This is a genomic window from Pseudomonas sp. efr-133-TYG-103a (genome assembly GCF_030209235.1).
In the GTDB taxonomy this organism is placed as follows: Bacteria; Pseudomonadota; Gammaproteobacteria; order Pseudomonadales; family Pseudomonadaceae; genus Aquipseudomonas.
The window spans coordinates 18,160-42,866 of sequence record NZ_JARVSK010000021.1; the positions used below are offsets into that span (position 1 = coordinate 18,160).

General features: G+C 61.4%; 17 protein-coding genes and 1 pseudogene. 9 read left to right on the plus strand and 9 right to left on the minus strand.

Annotated elements, in window-relative coordinates:
- Window positions 1-127: 127 nt before the first annotated feature.
- Window positions 128-1,267, minus strand: coding sequence for an MFS transporter (locus QRN36_RS18255; protein ID WP_285425336.1), 1,140 nt, complete (start codon window positions 1,265-1,267; stop codon window positions 128-130).
- A 337-nt stretch (window positions 1,268-1,604) separates the two neighbouring features.
- Between QRN36_RS18255 and QRN36_RS18260 the strand changes: the two genes are divergently transcribed.
- The 7 genes from QRN36_RS18260 to QRN36_RS18290 all read left to right on the plus strand — a co-directional run bounded on the left by QRN36_RS18260 (window position 1,605) and on the right by QRN36_RS18290 (window position 8,959).
- Entirely contained in the window at window positions 1,605-2,591 is a 987-nt protein-coding gene (locus QRN36_RS18260) for an aliphatic sulfonate ABC transporter substrate-binding protein (RefSeq protein ID WP_285425337.1), read from the plus strand.
- 20 nt (window positions 2,592-2,611) lie between these two features.
- Window positions 2,612-3,427, plus strand: coding sequence for an ABC transporter permease (locus QRN36_RS18265; protein WP_373568766.1), 816 nt, complete (start codon window positions 2,612-2,614; stop codon window positions 3,425-3,427).
- A gap of 205 nt (window positions 3,428-3,632) precedes the next feature.
- Window positions 3,633-4,655, plus strand: a complete 1,023-nt coding sequence (locus QRN36_RS18270; protein WP_285425340.1) for a LacI family DNA-binding transcriptional regulator — start codon at window positions 3,633-3,635, stop codon at window positions 4,653-4,655.
- 110 nt (window positions 4,656-4,765) lie between these two features.
- On the plus strand, window positions 4,766-5,605 hold the full coding sequence (locus QRN36_RS18275; RefSeq protein WP_285425341.1) for a sugar phosphate isomerase/epimerase: 840 nt from the start codon (window positions 4,766-4,768) through the stop codon (window positions 5,603-5,605).
- On the plus strand, window positions 5,598-6,563 hold the full coding sequence (locus QRN36_RS18280) for a sugar kinase (RefSeq protein WP_285425342.1): 966 nt from the start codon (window positions 5,598-5,600) through the stop codon (window positions 6,561-6,563). Before QRN36_RS18275 ends, QRN36_RS18280 begins: the two co-directional genes overlap by 8 nt.
- Window positions 6,564-6,642: 79 nt before the next feature.
- The gene (locus tag QRN36_RS18285) at window positions 6,643-7,959 is read left to right on the plus strand and encodes an MFS transporter (RefSeq protein WP_285425343.1); all 1,317 of its coding nucleotides are present in this window, start codon (window positions 6,643-6,645) and stop codon (window positions 7,957-7,959) included.
- 16 nt (window positions 7,960-7,975) lie between these two features.
- Window positions 7,976-8,959 carry a D-glycerate dehydrogenase gene (locus QRN36_RS18290; protein ID WP_285425344.1) on the plus strand — a complete coding sequence of 328 codons (984 nt, stop codon included), beginning with the start codon at window positions 7,976-7,978 and terminating at the stop codon, window positions 8,957-8,959.
- Between the two features lie 117 nt (window positions 8,960-9,076).
- On the opposite strand, the gene QRN36_RS27625 is transcribed toward QRN36_RS18290, so the two are convergent.
- Both QRN36_RS27625 and QRN36_RS27630 read right to left on the minus strand, forming a co-directional pair.
- Window positions 9,077-9,940 carry a methyl-accepting chemotaxis protein gene (locus QRN36_RS27625; protein WP_371265944.1) on the minus strand — a complete coding sequence of 288 codons (864 nt, stop codon included), beginning with the start codon at window positions 9,938-9,940 and terminating at the stop codon, window positions 9,077-9,079.
- Window positions 9,935-10,702 (minus strand): annotated as a pseudogene (locus QRN36_RS27630) (MCP four helix bundle domain-containing protein); the annotation flags it as partial. The gene QRN36_RS27625 and the pseudogene QRN36_RS27630, both read right to left, overlap by 6 nt.
- A gap of 625 nt (window positions 10,703-11,327) precedes the next feature.
- Here QRN36_RS27630 and QRN36_RS18300 point away from each other — a divergent pair.
- Window positions 11,328-11,609 (plus strand): DUF1652 domain-containing protein, encoded by a 282-nt coding sequence (locus tag QRN36_RS18300; protein ID WP_285425346.1) that lies wholly within the window; start codon window positions 11,328-11,330, stop codon window positions 11,607-11,609.
- 55 nt (window positions 11,610-11,664) lie between these two features.
- On the opposite strand, the gene QRN36_RS18305 is transcribed toward QRN36_RS18300, so the two are convergent.
- On the minus strand, window positions 11,665-14,208 hold the full coding sequence (locus QRN36_RS18305) for a UvrD-helicase domain-containing protein (protein WP_285425347.1): 2,544 nt from the start codon (window positions 14,206-14,208) through the stop codon (window positions 11,665-11,667).
- 248 nt (window positions 14,209-14,456) lie between these two features.
- Here QRN36_RS18305 and QRN36_RS18310 point away from each other — a divergent pair, with 248 nt between their 5' ends.
- Window positions 14,457-15,152, plus strand: coding sequence for a pirin family protein (locus tag QRN36_RS18310; protein ID WP_285425348.1), 696 nt, complete (start codon window positions 14,457-14,459; stop codon window positions 15,150-15,152).
- 186 nt (window positions 15,153-15,338) lie between these two features.
- On the opposite strand, the gene pgm is transcribed toward QRN36_RS18310, so the two are convergent.
- From pgm to QRN36_RS18335, 5 genes are all read right to left on the minus strand, one after another.
- Window positions 15,339-16,997: a phosphoglucomutase (alpha-D-glucose-1,6-bisphosphate-dependent) gene (pgm, locus tag QRN36_RS18315; protein WP_285425349.1), complete on the minus strand. Its 1,659-nt coding sequence runs from the start codon at window positions 16,995-16,997 to the stop codon at window positions 15,339-15,341.
- A 156-nt stretch (window positions 16,998-17,153) separates the two neighbouring features.
- A complete protein-coding gene (locus tag QRN36_RS18320; RefSeq protein WP_285425420.1) occupies window positions 17,154-19,394 on the minus strand; it encodes an ATP-dependent DNA helicase in 2,241 nt (746 codons plus the stop codon).
- A 248-nt stretch (window positions 19,395-19,642) separates the two neighbouring features.
- Window positions 19,643-21,040, minus strand: a complete 1,398-nt coding sequence (locus tag QRN36_RS18325) for a PLP-dependent aminotransferase family protein (RefSeq protein ID WP_285425350.1) — start codon at window positions 21,038-21,040, stop codon at window positions 19,643-19,645.
- 93 nt (window positions 21,041-21,133) lie between these two features.
- Window positions 21,134-22,636: a hypothetical protein gene (locus tag QRN36_RS18330; protein ID WP_285425351.1), complete on the minus strand. Its 1,503-nt coding sequence runs from the start codon at window positions 22,634-22,636 to the stop codon at window positions 21,134-21,136.
- A 660-nt stretch (window positions 22,637-23,296) separates the two neighbouring features.
- Window positions 23,297-24,319, minus strand: coding sequence for a zinc-dependent alcohol dehydrogenase family protein (locus QRN36_RS18335; RefSeq protein WP_285425352.1), 1,023 nt, complete (start codon window positions 24,317-24,319; stop codon window positions 23,297-23,299).
- Window positions 24,320-24,707 lie beyond the last annotated feature (388 nt).

Here is a 24,707-nt window from a genome sequence, read left to right on the forward strand (position 1 = left end):
CTGCGCCTCAAGCGTCACGAGGCTGCATGTCCCTATAAGAATGACCATGAGAGGGGAAAATGCTTGAGAGGTTGCACGCAAACGTCTGATTTCCCGGATTATTCGCCGAACGGTCGACTGCATCGCCTCAAGCGGCGTCGGCCTGAGGGGTATATCGGCTGCAGATTATGGCGCTGATCACCACGGCAAGACCTGCCAGGCTGTAAACCCAGACCGGCGATGCGATCGGCAAGACCACGCCCGCCAGCAACGGACCGACCCCGGCGCCGACGTCGCGCCAGACCGCATTGCCCGCCAGCGCCTGAACACGCCCGGTGCCAGGGTTACGTTCGGCGACCAGGGTGGTCACCAGAGGCAGCTGCAACGCCCGCAGAATCAGCACGCCGCCTGCGCCGATGATCAGCCAGTGCAGGCCGAACGCGGTCAGCGCCACGGCCGTCGCTGCGGAGAACACCACCAGCATGCGCACCGCGCCGAAGCTGTCAGCGGCACGCCCACCGAGCGGGCTCAAGAGCATCTCCGAGACATACCGCAGCGCCAGCAACACCCCGGCGATCACCACCGCGTTACCTCCCAGCACATGCTGCGCCTGTAGCGACAGGCCGAAAATGAACAGCCCGTCCAGCGCGACGCCTTCGATGAATGACCACATGGCCACGCTGTCCGGCCGCTTGAACCGACGCCCGCTGCGACTCGGCATCGCGTGAGGCGCTGCGGGCAGGCCCCGGGCCAGCCACAGCCCCACTAACGAACACAGCGCCAGAATCAGAAAAATCAGCCGCGGCCCGAAGTACAGGCTGATCAGTGCGCCGATTGGCAACGCCAGCATCGGCCCGACGGCGATGATTGCGCGGGATCGCCCGGAGCGGCGCGCCGCCCCGCCCGCCTCTGAGGTGGCCAGCGCCTGGGTGGAAAGATTGAGCGCGGCGTAACTCAGGCCCCACCCCAGCCGCAGCACCAGCAGCATCCAGAACCCGGTGATGAACGAGTTGCCGAGCGCGCAGATGGCGGACACCAGCGCGGCCAGCGTCAAAGCGGCCCTGTCGCCCCGTTCGGCGTAAAAACGCACGACATAGCCGTAGCCGAAAATCCGCACCAGCCGATTGGCTGCCAGCAGCACACCGGCTTGGGCCAGGGTGACGCCGAACGCATCGGCGTTCATCGGCAACAGCAGGTACAGCAGCACATCGCTGGGCAGGCACAAACCAAGAATGGTGGCGGAACGTCGGGAGGCAAGATCGGCATTACGGGCAGCGTCGGCAGGCATGCGCGGAAAGGTCCTGTAACAAATTTGTAGCAGGAGCATGACCACCGGTGAGGCGTCTGACAACCGCATCAGCGCACTTTTTAGCAGAAATCCTGACAGCGGCCCTTTCAAGAAAGGGCATCACCCGATCAAGTGTTTCTCCAGCAACAGCACCTCAGCAAATTGCCACTCACGCAACTGCTCCGAAACCTTCGGCAGCAGTGAAAGGTGCAATCTACGCGAGCAGTTGCATGGCACAAAGCCTGCAATATTCCATTTACGCAGGCTGACTCGTGCTGACTGCTGATTTCGACATAAGCAGCCACGTGCAGCTTCCGCCCTCCGAATGGATATGAACATGACCGCTTTTTCCCGCATTCCTACCGCCTTGAAGCTTTTGGCCGGTGCCTTGGCCCTGACCCTGCATCCGCTGTCCCAGGCTGCAGAAGCTCCGCCAGCCGAGCTTCACCTCGATTACGCCTATTACTCCCCTGTCAGCCTCGTGCTCAAACATTTCGGCTGGCTGGAGAAGGCACTGCCCGAGACGAAAGTCACGTGGGTGTTCAGTCAGGGCAGCAACCGTTCGCTGGAATACCTGAACAGCGGCGGCGCCGATTTCGGCTCTTCAGCCAGTCTTTCCGCCGTGCTGGCACGCGCCAACGGCAGCCCGATCAAATCGGTTTACGTCTACAGCCGCGCCGAATGGACCGCTCTAGTGGTGCGCAAGGACTCGACGCTGCAGACCGTAGCGGACCTCAAAGGCAAGAAGATCGCCGCCACCAAAGGCACCGACCCTTACCTGTTCACCCTGCGCGCCTTGCAACAGGCCAAGCTCAGCAAAGACGATGTCGAACTGCTTCACCTGCAACACCCGGACGGGCGGATCGCGCTTGAAAAAGGCGACGTCGACGCCTGGGCCGGCCTCGATCCGCACATGGCCGCCAGCGAAATTCAGGCCGGTTCGCGTCTGCTCTATCGCAACAAGGACTTCAACAGTTACGGCGTCGTCAGCGTGACCGAGCGCTATGCCAAGGAGCATCCGCAAGCGATCAAGACGGTGATTGGCGCGTACGAAAAGGCCCGTGAATGGGCGCTGAAAAATCCGGACGAATTTGCTCAACTGCTGGCAACGGAATCGGGTCTGCCGCTGGATGTCGCCAAATTGCAGCTGTCTCGCACCGACCTGAGCAGCCCGCAGCTGACCGACAAGGACGTTGCCGCGTCCAAGGCCGCGGCGCCGATTCTGGTGTCCGAGGAACTGGTGCGCAAAGGCACTCACGTCGATGAGGTCATCGATCAGTTGATCGATCCAGCGTTTGGCAAAGCCGTCATCGGCAAGCCATGAACAGCGCCCGGTCAGCCACCCTGAAATCCGACGCGGCGACCACTGCCGAACGGCCCGTGCGGGCAGCCCCCGGCCGCTGGCGCAGCCGCCTCAAAGGCCTCGCCGTGCCTGTCGCGATCCTGCTGTTGCTGGAAGTCGTGGTCCGGATTGGCTGGGTCCAGTCCTACCAGATGCCGGCGCCGAGCGAGATTGCCTCGACCCTCACCGACTTGGCCGACGGCGCACTGTGGAAGCACATCGGCGCGAGCCTCGTTCGTGTGCTGTCCGGCTTTGCGATCGGCGCCAGCCTTGCGCTGGTTTTCGCAGCGTGGGTGGGCCTGAGCCGCGAGGCGGAAGCCTATCTGGAACCGACGTTCGCCGGGTTGCGCTCGATCCCCAGCCTGGCCTGGGTGCCGCTGTTGCTGTTGTGGCTGGGCATCGGCGAAACCTCGAAGATCGTGCTGATCGCCATCGGCGCGTTTTTCCCGGTCTACCTCAACGGCGTGGCGGCCATTCGCGGGATTGATCGCAAGCTGGTTGAAGTCGGCAGGATGTACCGCTTCAGTCGCCGCCAGATGATCCTGCATCTGTTCCTGCCCGCCGCCCTGCCCGGCCTGTTTACCGGGCTGCGTTCAGGCCTGAGCCTGGCCTGGATGTTTCTGGTGGCGGCCGAACTGATTGCCGCCACCAAAGGCCTGGGTTATCTGCTCAGCGACGGGCGCGAAACCTCGCGGCCAGACATCGTGCTTGCGGCCATCATCGTCCTGGCACTGCTCGGCAAACTGACCGATGGCGTGCTGGCAATGCTGGAAAAACGCCTGCTGTCCTGGCGAGACACCTTCAAAGGCAACAACTGATCGCTCAAACCTGAAGGCGTGAGCATGCTTACGCCTTCAGGCGCCCGCCGGCGTGGCCATTCCCTGTCACAGCCATCTGAAGCCCCTCACCTTTTATCCGATGCCGAGTTGACGACCGGCTCGCTTTGGTGTTTCCTGAAACCGGTTTCAAAGCATTACCTGCTTTGCGTAAAAGCCTGCTGATAAATCCAATAAGGGTCAGGCCATGAACACGACTTCCGTCCCGACGCGCGCCCGCGTCACCATGAACGACGTTGCCGATCTGGCAGGCGTCTCCAAAGCCAGCGTCTCGCGGTTCATCGGCGAAGACCGGCAACTGCTCTCCGAAGCCATCGCGCAACGGATCGAGCGCGCCATCGAAACCCTCGGCTACCGCCCCAACCAGATGGCGCGTGGACTCAAACGTGGCCGCACGCGTCTGATCGGCATGCTCGTGGCCGATATCCGCAACCCCTATTCCGTGGCCGTCATGCATGGCGTCGAAACCGCCTGCCGCAAACACGGCTACAGCCTGGTGGTGTGCAACACCGACCGCGATGACGAGCAGGAGCGCCTTCATCTGGCGGCGCTGCGTTCGTACAACATCGAAGGCCTGATCGTGAACACCCTTGGCCATCACCTGGACGAACTTCGTGAGCTGCACAGCGAACTGCCGATGGTGCTGGTGGACCGCAAAGTCGATCAGTTGCAGAGCGATCTGGTCGGGCTGGACAATATTGCTACCGTCAAACAGGCCCTCGATCACCTGCACGCAGCCGGCTACCGCGACATTCTGATGATCACTGAGCCGCAGGACGGCACCAGTTCCCGGATCGAACGAGTCGACGCGTTCAATGCCCAGATTGCCCTGCGCCCCGACATGCACGGGCAGGTCCGGGAAACCGGCGCGCAGCTGCGCGATCAGTTGCAGGCCTTCCTTGCCACCACAGGCGCTGGCCCGAAGGCGCTGTTCACCAGCAACGGCGTCGCGACGTTGAGCAGCACGCGCCTGCTTCATGACTTGGGCTGCCATCTGTTCGACGACATCGGCCTGATCGCCCTCGATGAGCTGGACTGGTATCCGCTGGTCGGCAGCGGCATCACTTCCCTTGCGCAACCGACCCACGACATCGGCGTGACAGCCTTCGAATGTCTGCTCAATCGCCTGCGTGGCGATCAGGAACCGGTGCGCAGTTACGACTTCCCCGCAGAGCTGATCGTGCGTGGCTCCACGCGACGACGACCCTGACCCATCTTGCATCTGGGCTACCGCAGGTCAGCGACCTGCAGCCTGTGGCGAACTTTTCTCGATTTCGCCCGTTCGAACAAAAATGAAACCGGTTTCAGAGGACAACAACAATGAGTCGATTCCCCGTTGCCATCAGCTTGGGCGCCTTCGGTGCAGACCTTGTGCGCGAGCGTGGTCAGGCCAGCTTCATCCCGCTGCTGGTGGAAGCCGGTGTCACGCGCATCGAATTGCGCGAAGAGCTCTTCACTGGCGAGCTTTTCTCTGACGAGATCTTCACTGGCGAACTGGGCCAGCAAGACTTTCCGGCACTGGCCCAGGCCATTCAGGCTCAAGGGCTGGAGTGCCTGTATTCCGCGCCTCTGGAGTTGTGGTTGGAGGGTCAGGCCTTGCCGAACCCGCAGCTCGAACCGACCCTGCGCAGGGCCAGCACCTGTGGCGCCGCGTGGTTGAAAGTGTCGCTGGGGCACTTCGACGGCGACAAAGACTTCGCTTCTCTCGCCGATTGCCTGAGCCGTCATGACGTTCAACTGCTGGTGGAAAACGATCAGACGCCACAGGGCGGGCGCATCGAGCCGTTCAGCGCTTTCTTCGCGCAGGTCAAGGCACTGCAACTGCCCATCGGCATGACGTTCGATATCGGCAACTGGCTGTGGCAAGGGCAATCCAATCGCAGCGCCGCGGAGCAACTCGGGCCGTACGTCGAATACGTGCACTGCAAGGCGGTGTCGCGCAACGCCTCGGGCAAACTGGTCGCGGTACCGCCCCGTCAGACCGATCTGCACCTGTGGGAGCAATTGCTCAAGCACATGCCTGCCGGCCTCCCCCGCGCCATCGAATACCCGTTGCAAGGCGACGACCTGCTGCAGATAACCCGCGAACAGGTGGCTTACCTTGCCAGCCTCGGCCAGCGCCATTCGCCAGCATCCACGGAGGCGCTGAGCCATGTCTGATCTCGATATCCTCTCGTTCGGCGAAACCATGACCATGCTGGTGGCCGAGCAGACCGGTGATCTGGCGCAAGTGCGTCATTTCGAAAAGCGTATCGCCGGCGCTGACAGCAACGTTGCCATCGGCCTGTCCCGGCTGGGTTTCAACGTGGCCTGGCTGAGCCGGGTTGGCGACGATTCCATGGGCCGTTTCGTCATCGACAGCCTGCAAAAAGAAGGCGTCGACTGCGCCCATGTCGCTGTCGACCCGGCACACCCCACCGGTTTTCAGTTCAAGTCGCTGGAGCTCGAAGGCGCAGATCCCGTGGTGGAGTACTTCCGTCGCGGCTCGGCCGCCAGTCACCTCTCGGTCGACGACATCGTTGCCCCGCTGCTCAAGGCGCGTCACCTGCACGCCACCGGCATCCCGGCCGCGCTGTCCGACAGCTGCCGCGCATTGTCCCGCGAACTGATGACGCGGATGCGCAACGCCGGACGCAGCGTGTCGTTCGACCCCAACCTGCGGCCATCGCTGTGGTCCAGTCAGGCGACGATGATTCGTGAGGTCAACCACCTCGCCAGCCTCGCCGACTGGGTGCTGCCTGGCCTGGCGGAAGGCGAATTGCTGACCGGGTTCGACACGCCTGCCGACATCGCCCGCTTCTACCTGGACATGGGCGTCGAAGCCGTCGTGATCAAGCTGGGTGCCAAGGGCGCTTACTACCGCACCCAGCTCACCGAAGCCTTCGTGCCGGGCGTGCCGGTGGCCAATGTCGTGGACACCGTAGGGGCTGGCGACGGATTTGCAGTCGGGGTGATCAGCGCGCTGCTGGAAAACCTCGGCTTCGAGCAAGCCACCGCCCGCGGCAACTGGATCGGCAGCCATGCCGTACAGAGTCGCGGCGACATGGAAGGCCTGCCAACCCGCGCGGCACTGCAAGCGGCAGAGCTCAAGCCGTCGCCGCGAAAGCAGATCGCCTGACCGACTTTCATCAACCTGTGTGCACACGTTGTTCTCCATCACCTGCTGCAACAAAAAAAACATGCTCAGGGAGCGCGAAATGGAAAAGCTACTCGAAACCGTGAAACACGCCGGCCTCAAACGTCGCTGGCTGCTGATCATGCCGATCGTCTTCATCACCTACAGCCTGGCGTACCTTGACCGCGCCAACTACGGCTTTGCCGCAGCGTCGGGCATGGCCGAAGACCTGCACATCACCCCCGGCATGTCCTCGCTGCTGGGCGCGCTGTTCTTCCTCGGCTACTTCTTCTTTCAGGTGCCCGGCGCTATCTACGCGCAAAAGAAAAGCGTGAAGAAGCTCATCTTCGTCAGCCTGATCCTGTGGGGCGGTCTGGCGACCCTGACCGGCATTGTCTCCAACGCCTACATGCTGATCGGCATCCGTTTCATGCTGGGTGTAGTGGAAGCGGCCGTGATGCCGGCGATGCTGGTGTACCTCTGCTACTGGTTCACCAAGGCCGAACGCTCGCGCGCCAACACCGTGCTGATTCTCGGCAACCCGGTGACGATGCTGTGGATGTCGGTGGTGTCAGGGTATCTGGTGGCCCATTTCAGCTGGCGCTGGATGTTCATCGTCGAAGGCCTGCCAGCGGTGATCTGGGCATTCATCTGGTGGCGTCTGGTGGACGAACGCCCGGCGCAGGCCAAGTGGCTCACCGCTGAGGAGAAAACCGAACTGCAAACTCGCCTCGACGCCGAGCAGGTGGGCATCAAGCCGGTGAAAAACTACGCCGAAGCGTTCCGCTCGCCTCGGGTCCTGTTGCTGGCCGCGCAGTACTTCTGCTGGAGCATCGGCGTTTACGGCTTCGTGCTGTGGCTGCCGACCATCATCAAGAAAGGCATGCAGATGGACATGGTCGAGGCCGGCTGGCTGTCGGCGCTGCCCTACCTGGCGGCCGTCATCGGCATGGTCATCGTGTCCTGGGCGTCGGACAAACTGCAGAAACGCAAACTGTTCGTCTGGCCGCCACTGCTGCTGGCCGCCGTGGCGTTCTACGCCTCGTATGCGCTGGGCACCGAGCATTTCTGGTGGTCCTACTCGCTGCTGGTGATCGCCGGCGCCTGCATGTACGCGCCTTACGGGCCGTTTTTCGCCATCGTGCCGGAGATCCTGCCCGCCAACGTGGCCGGTGGTGCCATGGCCTTGATCAACAGCCTGGGCGCGCTGGGGTCTTTCGCAGGTTCGTACCTGGTCGGCTACCTCAACGGCGCGACCGGCACATTGAGCGCGTCTTATCTGTTCATGAGCGGCTCGCTGCTGGTGTCGGTGCTGTTGACCCTGATGCTCAAGCCAGACAACACAGCAAAGCCGCTGCGCGATGAGCCCGAGGTTCGTCGCACACCCGCCCACCCTTGATTCGGGAAAGAGTTGAATGAGCAAGCACGTGGTTCTCTACAAGAAACTGTCGCCGGCGCTGATGCAGCGCTTGCAGGCCCACGCCGACGTCACGCTGATCGAAGATGTGAAGTCGGACGAGGGCATGGCGCGACTGCGCGACGCCCTGCCCCACGCCGACGGCCTGCTGGGCGCCAGCCTGAAACTTGACGCCGAACTGCTGGATCGCGCCGTGAAGCTGAAAGCCGTGTCCAGCGTTTCGGTGGGCGTCGATAACTACGACATCGACGATCTGACCCGTCGCGGCATCCTGCTGACAAACACGCCGGATGTGCTGACGCAGACCACTGCCGACACCGGTTTCGCGTTGATCATGGCCACCGCGCGGCGAGTCGTCGAGCTGGCGAGCATGGTCCGTGACGGTCGCTGGACGCAGAACATCGGGCCTGAACATTTCGGCACCGATGTCCACGGCAAGACGCTGGGCATCGTCGGCATGGGTCGGATCGGTGAAGCCGTGGCGCAGCGCGGCCATTTCGGTTTCGGCATGCCGGTGCTGTATCACAGCCACTCGCCCAAGCCAGACGTTGAAGCCCGGTTCGATGCGCAGTACCGCAGCCTGGAAGACCTGTTGCACGAGTCGGACTTCGTCTGCCTGACCGTGCCATTGACGGCGCAGACCGAACGCCTGATCGGGGCCGAGCAATTGGCGCTGATGCGTCCGCAAGCGATCCTGATCAACATCGCCCGGGGCAAAGTCGTCGATGAGCAGGCGCTGATCACGGCGCTGCAGAACAGGCAGATCCGCGCGGCGGGCCTGGACGTCTTCGATCGCGAACCGATCCAGACCGATTCGCCGCTGCTGCAACTGGATAACGTCGTGGCGACCCCGCACATGGGCTCGGCCACCGACGAAACCCGTGAAGCGATGGCCCGCTGTGCCGTGGACAACATGATCAGCGCGCTGTCCGGGGACAAACCAAAGGATCTGGTCAACCCCTCGGCCTGGCACCCTCACTGACCGACTGACCCGACACGTGCCCGCGTTGACTAGGGGTCAGATGCCTCGCTGCATTAGCCCCCTTCGGCATTTGCGGGCACGCGTGGGTTCAGCGAGCAGTGCTGCTGGCTGAACCACTCAAATCACGAACCGCGACACCATGGCCTTCAAGTCCACCGCCAGACGCGACAGTTCATGGCTGGCTGCGCTGGTCTGGTTGGCACCGGCGGCCGTCTGGGCAGCCAGGTCGCGAATGTTCACCAGATTGCGATCCACTTCCCGCGACACCTGCGCCTGCTCTTCCGAGGCGCTGGCGATCACAAGATTGCGTTCGTTGATCTGCGAAATGGCTTCGGTGATCAACTCCAGTGCGTCGCCCGCCGAATTGGCCAGATTCAGCGTGCTGCGAGTGCTGTCGGTGTTGCGCGACATCGACTGAACGGCATCGCCGGTGCGAGTCTGTATGCCCGCCACCATCTGTTCGATTTCAGTGGTCGATTGCGCGGTACGGTGCGCCAGCGCACGCACTTCGTCGGCCACCACCGCGAACCCGCGCCCGGCCTCACCTGCCCGGGCCGCCTCGATCGCGGCGTTGAGGGCCAGCAAGTTGGTCTGCTCGGCGATAGAGCGGATCACGTCGAGCACCTTGCCGATGTCACGCCCCTGCTCCGCCAGACCTTCCACCAGACCGGTCGTGGCCTGGATCTGCTGGGTCATCTCCTGGATCGACCGGACCGTTTCCACCACCCGATCTCGGCCCTGACGCGCAGTCTGGTTGGATTGTTGCGACGCCTCGGAGGTCGACACCGCGTTACGCGCCACTTCTTCCACTGCAGCGGTCATCTCGTTGACCGCCGTGGCCGCCTGTTCGATCTCGTTGTTCTGCTGCTGCAATCCGCGGGACGACTCTTCAGTGACCGCGCTGAGTTCTTCGGCAGCCGAGGCCAGCTGCGTCGACGAGCCGGAGATCAGTTCGATGGTCTTGCGCAGGTTCTGCTGCATGGTCGCCAGCGACTTCAACAGGTGCGCAGCTTCGTCCTTGCCATCCACTTCGATGAGCCGGGTCAGGTCACCACCGGCAATTTCTTCGGCTGCACGAACCGCTCTGGCCAGCGGGTTGACGATACTTCGGGTCAACAACCAGGCAAGAATGACCGTGAGTAAAACGGCAATGACCGACACGCCAATGATGCCGACGTTGGCACTGTCATATTGCTGTTTGGAAACAACTGCCGCCTCACTGGCGCCTTGTTTATTGATGGCGATCAACTGGTTGATCTGAACACCCATAAGGTCAGTGGCATCTTTCATCCGGGTGTTGATCAAGTTGCGCATTTCTTCGGTTTTTTCCTGGCGCGAGAGTTCCAGTACTTGTGCCTGCACCTCCAGGAACGTCGAAAGTGTGGCGTCAAATTGTCGATACACCGAAAGTTCTTCGCCCTCTGCCGGCAGCGCTGCATAGTTCTTTTTTGCGTCTTGTAACTTGCCGATCAATTCAGCGATGCGCCCCTCTGTTTCGCGCAACGAGGCCGGCTCACGGTTGACCAGCGTGCGGAACGACGTGATGCGCAAGCGCAGGCTGTTTTCCAGCATGGTGCCCAGGTAACCCACGCTGGGAAGCTGATTGGTCTCCATGTCGGTGGTGGCCTGGCGAATCAGCGCCATCCGGTTGATCGAAAAAAAGCCCAGCCCGATCACCAGTACCGCAATGAAGGCGAACCCCAGAAATGCGCGAGGCGCAATGTTCATGTTTCTTATCGACATGGAATATCTCTCTAAAAGATCCGGCTGAGTGCATCCATGCGTAAATCAAACACCAGAAACTTTATTCGTCTCTTTGGTAGATGACGGCTGCAATCTGAACGCGATCAAGCGTTTCGACTGCACCTGAATGTTCTATCGGCCAGACCTTTAGTTTTATTCAGCGTCTTGCCTGTTATTTTTTAAAACACATGTTTAGTGGATCCAAAGTATTCAAGTAAAACGTTTGCGTGTTAACGCCGCTTTACAGTTAGGCGGGGTAATATTTATGTTCACATGCGTAAATGGCTCTAACTCAGGCTTCTTGAAACGTTTTACCCAGATGATCTTTTCATAATGGCGCAGTGCCTTAGAACAGAATATCGATTCAGCAGCGATGATTTTCGTGCAGAGGTAATAACGAAGTGAATCCAGATCAAGGAAATGTAAAATTTTTGAATCCGTAGGATTTTTTTCCCATTTCTGTCAGAAGTCAGTGCTACCTTTACCTGACTTGTGATCGTGCACCGGATACGAAGAACGGGACAGCCAAGCGGCACGCCGCCCAGGCCCCGCAAGAGGACGTTCTTCTACACAGCCGCGCCGACTCAGCGTCTTTCCTACCCTGCGGAGCTTCGGAAGTGCTCGATTGAACGAGGTGGGCCCCATGAATAAAGTCACGTTCCCAAACGCCTGCCAGCTGATGCGCTGGCATTTTCATCCTGTCGGCTTTGAAGCCAATATGGATGCGCCCAGCAGTATGGTTGCGCGCCTGTTCGACCGTGAAAGCGGCGAAACGGTGATCGCCATCGCTGGCATCCCGTGCGCGACGGTCATGAACGCGATGGACGTGGAGCGCATCATCGAAGCCATCGAGCTGGAACTGGAAACGTTCATCCCGTCACAGATCGAGTACCTGAACAGGGCCTGAGCCTGGCCCTGTCTTCAACGTCCTGCCCCGGCAGCCTGACACCGTGACGCATGCATTACGCTTCGCTCACTGAAACACCTCGCCGGTCCTCGAAGAACGCCTTGTCTGCGGCAATCCGCGCCGAGGCCTTGGCAATGCCTGCTTCTTCGTTGCCCACGGCATCGATGAACCAATAGCAATGGCGCACGGCGCGGGTGATCGCCACGTACGCCAGGCGCAGGACTTCATCTTTCTGAGCGTTGTCGAACGCCTCCAGATCGCCTTCCTTGCCCAGGCCGGCCAGGCCATACACCTGATTCTTCCAAGGCGACTGGGTCTGGTGCTGACAATCACCGAGCAGGAACACGGCGTCGGCCTGCAAGCCCTTGGCGCTGTGATAAGTCAATTGTTTGAGGCGACGTTCCTGCGGCGGCCGTGCGTAATCCGCGTCGGCCAGCGCCTGCAGGGCTTCAGGCAGTCGCGCCCGTTCACTGCCCTTGCGGTACAGCAGCAGCACCGAATCGCCCGCGTGATAGTGCTCGCTCAGGCGATTCATCAACGCTTCATCGTCGCGATCGAGCACGGTCACCGGCAGCAACTCCTGCACTGCGCCGCTGGCCCTGGCTTTTTTGCCGCTGATGGCAGGCGCCGCGCGCACGATGTGCTCGGCGGCGTCGATGATGTGCTGATGGCTGCGGAAGTTGTCACTGAGCATGACCCGCGTCGTTGCAGGTGAGGAAAACTCCTTGGCGAACTCCATGAAGAATTTGGGCGAGCTGCCGCGCCAGCCGTAGATCGACTGCCAGTCATCACCCACGCAGAGCAGTGAGGAACGCTGCGCGCCCCTGCCCGCCTGCAACGCCGTGCCGCGACTGCGCACCTCGCGCAGGCTCGCCCGGATCCAGGAGACAATCTGCGGCGAGACGTCCTGGAATTCGTCGATCATCAGGTGCGACAGAGGGCGCAAGCCGTCGTCGCTGACCAGTTTGAGGTTTTCCGGCGAGTTCTCCCCGAACAGCGAAAACATCCGGTTGTAAGTCATCACCGGCGGCGTCTGGTCCAGCAGATGGTCTTCGAACGCCTTCCAGAACAGACTCAGGCCTTCGAAGAAAAACCGGTCGGGATCCTGCTCGGAGAAGCTCATGCGCGAAACTGCATTAGGTACATCCAGGCCCAGGTTTTCGATGAAACTCGCCGCTGCCACGAAGCAGTCGAGCAAGGGCGCGGCGCTCAATTCGCCTTTTACCTTGTAATCGAAACCGGGACCGGCCACGGCGGCGCCCGACAGCGACTGCATCATCCCGCGCGACGCTTCATAGTTCTCCAGCCAGATCACCGGCTTGCGGCAGAACGCCTGAAACAGCGTGCGCTTGATCACCCACTCGGCCCAGACCGGCAGCTTGGCGTCGGGACGCCGCAGGTGCTGATCCTCGCTCGGATCGAAGCCCAGCACTATCCACGCATCGAGCTCGGCTGCGTAACCATGAACGTGGAACGTCAGCCCGCTGACTTCGACGGTCTGGCGCATGGGCTCGACGCCTTGAATCGGCCAGGCGCCCGCGCGGATCCACAGGTCTTCGATGACGTCGCAGAGCTCCTCATCGCGCCGGGAAGACAACCCCATGACCGTGATGCGCTTCTGCACATCCGGGTGATCCCGGTCCAGCGCCTTGAGCTGCAGCGAATGCCGGTACAGCGGCGCCATCACTTCACGAAAGCGCGAATTGGCCGCGTACAGGTCGCGGTAACACAGGTTGAGCTGCTGGCGCTGGGCGTCGTTGATGCGCAAATCGAAGGGGTTGCTGTCGGCCAGGTCTTCCCCCGACGGATTGCCGAACAACGTGCCGCTCTGGCTGCTGAGGTTCTCGAACGCCTGCAACTGCTCGAAGCCCGGCAGGCTGCGCACCAGCGGCAGGATGCGCGAATGGAACGTGCGCACCACCTCGCGCGCCTGGCGCAGCGTCAGCTCATGCCCCCACACTGCGAAGATATCAATGAGTTTGTTGATGAAATCCTTGCGCGACTCGCGGGTGAACGTCACCACCGTCATCGAATCCAGCTCGAAGCCCAGATAGTGATGGAGCAACAGCACCCGCAGCACCAGCGATGTCGATTTACCCGCACCGGCACCCGCGATGACGTACGTCGACGGCGTGTCGCTGAAGATCATCTTCCATTGCGCGGTGGTGGGCTGTGAATGCTCGGGCAGGCGTTGCGCCACGTCGGCCTTGATACGCTTCTTCAGCTCGTTGCTCAGCGGCAGGCGCCAGTCATCGAACAGGTGATCGTCCACTTTCGGACCGCGATGCTCGGCCGGGCGCGTGTCCCGGATCACCAGCACCTGCCGCCCCTCCTGCACGCCATCCAGATGCCCTTCGGCGTAACCCTCGTTCATGCCTTCGACGTGGCCATTGAGGTAACCGTCGGCGTGGCCCTGCCTCCATGAAGGCACGTGCTGGGCCTGCAGGCGGTTCAGGCTGCGGCCCATGGCACGGGCGAGCAGGCGCTTGAAGAACGGCAGGCGTTCGGGGGTGATCAGATCAGGGGGCAGATCGGCGGGCGGCGAATGAGGTGGCTCGGCAGGAAAATCGTGCGACACGCAGGCTCCGGGTTTCAGCATTTTGACGAAGGCGCCTATGGTCGCTGCATTTGCCGACAAGCTCCAGCGAAATGCTTTGCGGTCATGGGCTTAGCCGATCAAGGGCAGGTAAAGGCTCAAAGTAGCAAGGGACCAGCTATCTAGTATTTCGATCATAATCACGCAAAACTTACGCTTTTTATCGATGTTAAATTGATTGATCATGGCTCCAACGACTAACCAGCGGTGCCCAGCGAAACGGCCCGGCCCTGCTAATGGAGGAACTGATCATGCTGCAACTTCGACCTTTCACATCCCTGGGCGGCGCAGACCACGGCTGGCTGAACGCTCACCACCATTTCTCGTTCGCCAACTACTACGACCCAAGCCGCATGAGCTGGGGCCAGCTGCGGGTATGGAACGATGACGTGATCGAAGCCGGCACTGGCTTCCCCCGTCATCCGCACCGCGACATGGAAATCATCACTTACGTTCGTGAAGGTGCGATCACCCACGAAGACAGCCTGGGCAACCGCGGCCGGACTGAAGCGGGCGACGTGCAAGTGATGAGTGCCGGCACCGGCGTGGCCCACAGCGAGTACAACCTGGAGTCGAAGGAAACCCGCATTTTCCAGATCTGGATCATGCCGGACGAGGTCGGTGCTCCGCCTTCCTGGGGCGCCAAGCCTTTCCCCAAAGGCAACCGCGAAGGGTTCGTGACGCTGGCAAGCGGCAAGGCGGACGACGACATTGAACTGCGCATCCGTGCCAATGCCCGTCTGGTGGCGGCCAATCTGAAAGCCGGTGAGACGGCCGAGTACGCCATGGACGAGGGTCGTCGTGCGTACCTGGTGCCCGCAACCGGGATCATCGAAGTCAACGGCCTGCGCGCCGGGGCCCGCGATGGTGTCGCGGTGGAACAGGAACGCGTGTTGCGCGTCACCGCCATCGAGGACAGCGAAATCGTTCTGGTGGACGTGGCCTGATCCGACCACGGCAGTGAAATAAGCAAAAGCCCCGACTTGCCAGGCAATCGGGGCTTTTTGCGTTTCCGGCTATTGGCAAAGGGTTCATTCCCAGACGCTACAACCCTGCAGGGGCGCGCTTGCTCGCGAAAGCGCGAGGGCGTTTACCCTTCCAGGCGTTCAGCAGCCGGTTGGCGCCCGCTCGGATCACTTGGGCGCAATCGCCGCATCCACCAATACTTGCGCCTCGGCCACCAGACGCTTGAGGTGATCCTCGCCCTTGAAGCTCTCGGCGTAGATCTTGTAGATGTCCTCAGTCCCCGAAGGCCGCGCCGCGAACCAGCCGTTTTCGGTCATGACTTTCAAGCCGCCGATCGCCTGATCGTTACCTGGCGCCTTGCTCAGGATGCTGGTGATTTTCTCGCCCGCCAGCTCCGTCGAAGTCACCTGCTCAGGCGACAGCTTGCTCAACAAAGCCTTCTGCTCGAAATTGGCCTTCGCTTCGACCCGGGTCGAGACAGGCTCACCAAGCTCGTCGGTCAGCGCCTTGTACATCTCGCTTGGATCGCGGCCCTTGCGCGCCCGGATTTCAGCCGCCAGCAATGCCGGAATCAGACCGTCCTTGTCGGTGGTCCAGACGCTGCCGTCGCGACGCAGGAACGACGCGCCGGCGCTCTCTTCGCCGCCGAAGCCCAAGGTGCCTTCATACAAACCTTCGGCAAAGAACTTGAAGCCCACCGGCACTTCATACAAGCGGCGGCCCAGACGCTGGGTCACGCGGTCGATCATGCCGCTGCTGACCACGGTCTTGCCCACGGCTGCATCGGCCCGCCAGTCAGGACGGTTCTGGAACAGGTAGTCGATGGACACCGCCAGATAATTGTTCGGGGCCAGCAAGCCACCGGTCGGCGTGACGATGCCGTGGCGATCGTGATCCGGGTCGCAGGCGAAGGCGACCTGATAGCGATCCTTGAGTCCGATCAGGCTCTGCATCGCAAAGCTCGACGACGGGTCCATGCGGATCTTGCCGTCCCAGTCCACGCTCATGAAGCGGAAAGTCGGATCGACGAACGTGTTGACCACGTCCAGATTCAGGCCGTAATGCTCACCGATCGCCGACCAGTAACGTACGCCCGCGCCACCCAGTGGATCGACGCCCAGGCGCAGATTCGCGCCACGGATGGCGTCCATATCGATGACGTTTTTCAGGTCCGCGACATAGGTGTTGAGGTAGTCATGGCGATGGGTCGTGTCGGCGCGCAGCGCCTTTTCGTGGCTCATGCGGGTCACGCCGACGATCTTCTCGGCGAGCAGTTCGTTGGCCTTGTTCTCGATCCACTTAGTGATGTGCGAGTCGGCCGGGCCGCCGTTGGTGGGGTTGTATTTGAAACCGCCGCTCTCTGGCGGGTTGTGCGACGGGGTGATGACGATGCCGTCAGCCAGGCCGGAATTGGGCGCAGTGCTGCGGCCTTTGTTGTAGCAGATGATCGCGTGAGAGACCGCAGGTGTCGGCGTGTACTCGTCATCCTGGGAGATCATCACGTTGACGCCATTGGCGGCCAGCACTTCCAGCGCGGTCGCCGCGGCGGGGGTCGACAACGCGTGAGTATCGGCGCCGAGAAACAGCGGGCCGTCGATGCCATTGGCCTGGCGGTACAGGCAGATGGCCTGACTGATGGCCAGCACGTGCCATTCGTTGAAGCTCAGGTCGAAGGAGCTGCCACGGTGCCCGGAAGTGCCGAAGGAAACCCGCTGGGTGGCGACCGACGCATCCGGCTGACCGATGTAATACGCCGTCACCAGGCGAGGAAGATCGACCAGCAATTCTGCAGGCGCCAGTTTGCCCGCGAATGGACTGATACTCATGCGAAACCTCCGTGGATGAAATAAAAGATGAATTGACAGAAAAAACAGACATCGGGAAACCGGCAAACACCGACCGCGCGGCAGTTTACTGGCAGTTGGACCGCCGTGCTCGGCTATCGATCCGTAACCGTTTGAGACAATTGAGCGGATGCCAGCTTACAGCGCCCACCAGGCGGGCAACAGCTGCCGGACCTTGCTTTCGGCGAAACGATCGTCGATCAGCACCACCACCCCGCTGTCCTCCTGACCACGGATGACCCGGCCTGCGGCCTGCACCACTTTCTGCATGCCCGGGTACAGATAGGTGTAGTCGTATCCGGCGCCGAACAACAGGCTCATGCGCTGTTTCAGTTGCTCATTGACCGGGTTGATCTGCGCCAGCCCTAACGTGGCGATGAACGCGCCGATCAACCGCGCCCCCGGCAGATCGATGCCTTCACCGAACGCTCCGCCCAGCACCGCGAAGCCGATCCCCTGACTGTCCGGGGTAAAGCGCTCGAGAAAGGCGTGCCGCTCGGCTTCGGCCATGCCGCGCGACTGCAGCCACACTGGCACCTGCGGATGGCTGCTTTGCATCAGTTCGGCGACCTGTTGCAGGTAGTCGAAGCTGCTGAAGAACGCCAGGTAATTACCGGGCCGACGCTGAAACTGCTCGGCCATGAGCGCCACGATCGGCGCCAGCGACGCCTGCCGATGGGTGTAGCGCGTGGAGATGCGGCTGACAATCTGCACCTCCAGCTGCGCGCGCTGGAACGGCGATTCCACATCGATCCAGGCTGTGGTTTCAGGCAGCCCCAACAGATCGCGGTAAAAGTGCCGAGGGTTGAGGGTGGCGGAAAACAGCACTGTGCTGACGGCGGCGCTCAGCCGGGGGCGGACGAAACCGGCAGGCACCACGTTGCGCAGGCTCAGGCGCGACAGCGCGCGTTTGCTGCCGACGTCGCGCTTGCTGATATCAAACAGAAAATGCGCGTCGAACAGCTCGGCGATACGCCCGAACTGAATTGCGTCGAAGTAGAAACGCTGCAGCTCACCGCTGGCTGCGTGGGGATGATCGTTGAAATAGTCACCAAAGGCGGTCACGCACAGGCTCAGCGCATTGAGAAACCGGGTCGGCGCTTCGGGGTACGCCTGATACGGCGCGACCTGCTCTTTGTGCAGCGCATTCCACTCGCGATTGAGCCGTTGCAGCGCTTTTTTCAGGGGCTCCGGCGCCACCTGTCGCACCTGGTTCATGGCGTGCAGATCCAGGCTTGCGCTGTACATTTGCCGCGTGCGCTCGACCATGTTGTGCGCCTCGTCCACCAAAACCGCCACGCGCCATTGATTGAACTGACACAGCCCGAACAGTAAAGCGCTGAGGTCGAAGTAGTAGTTGTAATCGGCAATCACCACATCCGCCCAGCGTGCCAGCTCCTGACTCAAATAGTACGGGCACACCTCATGGCGCAAGGCGACCTGGCGCAGCCCTGCCTGATCCAGCCAGGGCTGAATCAGCGCATCGCTGCGCGCGGCAGGCAACCGATCGTAAAACCCTTTGGCCAGCGGGCAGGAATCACCGTTGCAGGCCTTGTCCGGGTACTCACACGCCTTGTCCCGCGCCACCAGTTCCAGCACTCGCAAGCCCAACTGCGGCGCGCTGCGTCCGATGACGTCCAGCGCATCCAGCGCCAGTTTGCGCCCCGGCGTCTTTGCCGTGAGGAAGAACAACTTGTCCAGTTTGCGTGTCGGCGCCGCCTTGAGCATCGGAAACACCGTGCCGATGGTCTTGCCGATGCCGGTCGGCGCCTGAGCCATCAGGCAACGACCGGTACTCACGGCTTTATAGACCGACTCGGCCAGGTGGCGCTGGCCATGACGGAAGCCTTGGTGGGGAAACGCCAGCGCCTTAAGCCCCTGGTCGCGTGCTTCACGGTGAGCCAGTTCCTGGCGCGCCCACGTCAGGAACAGGCTCGCCTGCTGCTCGAAAAAAGTCTGTAATTGCGGCGCGGTGAAGCGCTCGCGAATCAGGGTTTCCTGTTCGCTGATAATGTTGAAATAGACCAGCGCGACGTTGATCTCGGCCAGTTCGAGCTGCTGGCACAACAGCCACCCGTAGACTTTGGCCTGCGCCCAGTGCAATTGCCGATGGTTGGCAGGCAGGGCGTCGAGGTCGCCACGGTAGGTCTTGATCTCTTCCAACTGGTTAAGCGTGGCGTCGTAGCCATCCGCCCTGCCCCGAACGGTCAACTCATGGAAGCAGCCGGACAACGCCACTTCGGCCTGATACGCCGGATTGCGCCGTGCCGCGACCGTACGATGCCCGGCAATGCCCTCCTGCGCCGTCGGCGAAGGGGTGAAGCGCAGATCCAGATCGCCGGTCTTGGCGGTGAACTCGCAGAGCTCGCGCACCGCGATCCGGTAACCGGATGGCGGATCGAGGGCAACGGGCGACTGCGCGGGCGGCGCGGCATTGTCGGCGTCAGGTCGGGTAGAGGTATCGGGAATCACGAAAGCGGCTGGCCGGAGCATGGCGGTACTGGACGGACGTACAGATAACAGCTGACATCGTGGCTGGCAAATGGAAATGGATCGATGGCGGCGCCAGGGTGGAAAAACACGCCGACCGCGACGCTGCCCGGATGTCGACACCGCCCGACATCGCGCTAGGCCAGGCGCTCCTGAACCAGAGCGCCTTTGATCACGACCAGCATCGATTCGATGTCCTGACTCCAGTCCGCCGTCCCGCTGATCCGCAGGCTCTGCTGATGCAGGCCGCGCACACTGAACAGCTCGCCCGGCGCGACGACAATACGCTGTTCGAGCAGGCGCTCGAAGACGCGACCCATGTCGACCCGGTGAAGGCTGTTCAGCCAGATCGTTGCGCCGCCTTGCGGTGCCTGAAAGCCGACGTCGTCGCCCAAGTAGTGCTCCACCATCGCCGACAACTCGCCAACGCGGGCCTGCAGGCTCGAACGCAAGACCTCCAGGTGTCGATCCAGCTGACCAGTACTGTACAGTCGGGCGATCGCCTTCTGACGAATCGGCGGCAGGCGAAACGAACGCAGCAGCAATTGCTGATGCCACAGGGCTCGGGAATGCCGGCTGAGCAGGTAGCCGAACGGCGCCTCGAGGCCAATCACCTTGTCGAAGGCGCCGACGATCAGCAGGCGCTCAGGATCGATCAGGTCCCGCAATGGCGGGTTCTGCCGATCGAAACACAGCGCGCCATGGGTGTCGTCCTCCAACACCCAGACCCCATGAAGATTCAACACCTCGGCGAGCCGTGCACGCTGTTCGGCCGGCATCATCCGGCCGCGAACCGGGTCCATCTGCGAAGGCAGAATCACCATTCTGACTTGCTCGTGCTGCAACAACCCGCCGAGCTCCTCGGGATCAATGCCGCCGTGTGCGTCGCTGCAGACCTCGATCACACGGATGCCGAACGATTGCAGCGTGCGCAGGATATTCCAGCCGCACGGCGATTCGACCAGCACCGCGCTGTCCTGCAGCTGCAGCGCCTGGACGACAGTCTTGAGCACTGCGGTCTTGTCGGGCGCGACGAACACGTTATCCGGGTGCCAGCAATGCTCCGTGGAAGAGGTGTAGTGCGCGGCCAGCGCCGAGCGCAACTCGACGTCGCCGAACGGTTGAAAACGCGGGTCTGGCTGACAGGGATAGTGGCGCATCAGGTCGCGCTCCAGCCCCAGCAACGCGCCGTCCAGCGACTGCAACAGCGTCGGCTCGTCGGCGCCGAAAACAAACATGTCCGCACGCCGGGCGCTGGCGTGATAGCGCTGCAGCGCATCGTCGCCCTCGCAGGGAATGTCGTTGCACGGGTGAGGCAAGGCGAAATAACCGGACTTGGGCACCGAGCAGATCCGCCCTTCCTTCTCCAGCAGCGAGTAGGCGTTCTGCACCGTCGAGATCGACACCCGCAGGCGTCTGGCCAGCAGGCGCAAGGATGGCAGGCGCACCGCAGGTCCCGGCGGCGTTTCGTTGGTCAGCCTGAGCAGATAGCGGTACACCAGTTGATAGGCAAAATCGGTCTTGTTGTTATTCATCGCACACACCCCATCCTTGCGCCCGAGCGCAGGGTCATTGGAAAAATCACGATTGCAGCACAGCGCCGAGGCAGAACCGGCACGCCTCAGGCATCAACGGCCGGAGATCAGCTCCGAGACGGGATTGCCGGTCTGCGGGTCCACCGTCATCACGCGGTGTTTGTCAGGATCGCTGGCGCGCACCCGGGCGATGATCGAGCTGTCATCGGTGAAGTCCACGCGCCGTTTGCCGTACAGATTCTGCAGGCCCTTGAGGCTCAGTCCGCTGACCTCCACCAGCCACTGAACGACCTGATCCGGCGCCACCTGACCCGACAGCGCCTTGTGCAGTTCGCCGCGCGCCACCAGCATGCCCGGGTGACAACGGCGCAGGAATGGCTCCAACTGCGCGCCGGCATCGACGAACGGGGCGAACAGCAGGCACACCAACTGCGATTCGCTCAGGGCGAAGGCTTCCTGCGCGTACCCGGCGGCCAGTGCCCGGCGTTCTTCCAGCCTGGCCGGCGTATCGTAAGCGGCCAGGGCCTGCTCGATCAGGCGTCCGGGCATCTGCTTGCGGCGCATCATGGCGGCTGCCAGCTCCAGGTATTCGGCAATGCCTTCGCCATACTCACGGCCCTGCACGAACTCGGCCTTGAGCCCGCGCATGTGCGCCATGAGCAACGGGTTGGCACAATCGGACTCACTGAAGCTGAACGCCAGATCATCGAACCGGAAGCCCAGGAAATCCGTCAGCAGCGACCAGTGTTCGTCGACCTTGAAGCCCATCAGGTCGGCAACGGTCAGGAAGGCCGGCGTCACGGGCTTGTTCGGGTAACCCAGCGGGCGAACATAGCCACCCGAGCGGGACTGCTCGCCGTACAACTCGCGGTAGTACGCCCGCCCGACGTTGTCGATGGCGTTGAGGGCGGCACTGAAACCCAGCGTGTGCCAGTTCGCGACGGTCTGCCCGCTGCGCCTCGCCAGACGCATGATCCAGGTCGCGTATTGCTTCTGCTCTTTGAGCGAGTCACCGCTGAGCACGGCGTCCACGCCTTGACCCCAGGAGGCGGCCCGCCCCAGAAAATCGGCCATGCCCAAATAACAGCTGTTACAAAACGTGGTCCTGGCATCCCCGGCCGTCATGTGTCCGCCCAGCAGCATGTCCGAACGGTTCTGCTCGCGCCCGGCGCTGGAAAACGGCAGGTCCGGCTCGAAGGTCTGGACGTACTGTTGATCGACCACCAGCAGTTCCACCCGTGGATCATCATGAAGAAACAGCGCTGAGTAACAGCGATGAATGTTGTCCATGACCGCAGAGGTGATCCCCGCATGGCGCATGGTCGCGATGCGCAGTTTGAAGGTGGTGGGTGCCCTGCCCGCGATGCTCAGCTGCGCCGCGCGCAGGAATGCAACGGTGTAGGCGCTGTCCTTGCCGCCGCTGAAGGCCACCAGCACGGTATAACTGCCGATGCGCTCCATGCCACCCGCCGCGACGATCAAACGTTGAATCAATAATTGCAGTCCGGTTCGCTCGGCCCGGTTGAAGTAATTCATCAGGCGTTGCAGAACTTGTTGATAGACATAGTTCATGGCCTGCTCATGCATGGAGCTCATAACGTCACTACCTGAATACAGCGTCAGCAAGATCATCACACTTAAGCGACCGATGGCCGCCTTTAAAGGTGATCACATATCAGCGCCGGGAATAACGGCGCGAAACATACCGTGTGGACATCAACAATTGATGGGGCATGGGTTCATCGAGCTGGCGTCGGGCGAGACAGTGCCATAGGCCGCGTCGCACGGCCCGCGCCGGGGCGTGAGCTTGCAATCGCCGATCCAGAGGGCATTTGCACTGACGACACTTCGGCAAACAGGCATGACCGAAAGCAATGAAGAAGCAATCATGAACTCGTTCCTTGAGCAATAATGATTGAACTATTATCGGTGTCTGAAAAACAATTACAAGGTACAGATCCGACAATGAATACCTGTCAGAAACATCACCGAACGTTTAATGATTAAACAACGCTGTTTATTATCGACAGGTCATTAACGGCCCGCACGGCACCGGCACTCGCGTTCACGTTTTAAACTTGAGTTTCGTGATCCACTGACCTTATAAACAAAAAGCCTTCCTGATTGCTCGGGAAGGCTTCGTCGAATACAGCGTGGCCCTGACAGACGGGGCGGACACCAGACGCGGCGACCGACTCCTCAACGTCGACGCCTGGCCTGGGGCGTCGAACACTCTACACGCGCGGTGACTTGCGCTCAGGAAGGCTCTACTTCAACCACTACACGGCCACCGACCGGGCAACCATCCATCAAACGGTGTGCTTCCACCAACTGATCGAAGGGGAACACCTTGGTGATCTGCGGCACCAGTACCCGGTCTGCGGTCAGCTGATTGATGTCGCGCAGCGCACGCTTGACTGCGTCCTCGTCCTGCTGAATCCCAAGCTCAGGTTTGCCGGTGAAGTTACCCACGCAATGCACGAAGAACTGGATGTTCTTCTGGAACGCCGCACACGCCGGGAATGGCGTCTGGTTGCCGCCTTGCAGGCCATAGAGAATCAGGCTGCCGCGGGGCGCCAACACATCACCCAGCATCGACATCTGTGGACCGCCCAGACCATCGAGCACGATGTCGACGCCACGGTTGTCGGTGTATTTGTTGATCGCCATGAGCAGGTCCTGCTCTTCGGTGACCACTACCTTGTCCGCGCCCATCTTCAACAGATACTCGCGGCACGACTCGGTCTTGGTCGCAGCAATGACCTTGATCCCGAGCGCCTTGCCCAGTTGCAGAAACGCAGGGCCGGCGCAATGGCTGGCGTCAGTGACCAGAGCAGTCTGCCCAGGCTTGGCGCGGGCCAGTTCGACGAACGCAAAGTACGCCACCAGCAACGGCGTGTAGTGAACGGCCGCTTCGTTAGGCGTCAGCACGTCCGGATAACGGGTGACGGAGGTGCGTGGCAGGACGATCAGCTCGCCATACACCGGGTGTACGTTAGGGTCGGCCGAAGGGAAGCTTGCGACCTTGTCGCCGACTTTCAGATCGGCAACACCTTCACCGACGGCAGTCACCACGCCGGCCATTTCGGCGCCTAGACCTGCAGGCAGCCGTGCTTGGGAAGAAGCCAGATTTTGTCGCCACAGCACGTCGTACCAGGTAACGCCGATCGCCTGGACGCGTACTTGCACCTCACCGGGTGCCGGCAACGCGACGGGCAGCTCTTCTACCTTGAGCACCTCGGCCGGGCCAAACTGATGAAAACGGATCGTGCGGGACATTTCGAACCTCGCCTTATGAACCTTGATGCCATGAACTCTATCCGGGCTCTGCCGGTAACACTATCAGTGGCTATTAATAGTCGACATGCCTGTCATCGATTCTGTTGCTGAAAGGCGGTCATTAGATAACCATCGAATGCTCACGTCTTCAAGGCGGACATTCTTGTTCGCTCGCCCGGACATTGCAACCCGAAGGGCCATTTCCGGATGAACGCTCATGCCTGTGGCGCGAAAAATGCCCGGGGCTGCAGGCCTCTGTCGCCCATCAGGCGCTTATGAATTGGGCACAGGGCATGGCGGAAGGTTTCATCGGTCATCATCGACGGGCGTGATGGCTAACACGTTTGTATGCTTGCAGATGAATTTAACGATGCGGACAATCGGTGTT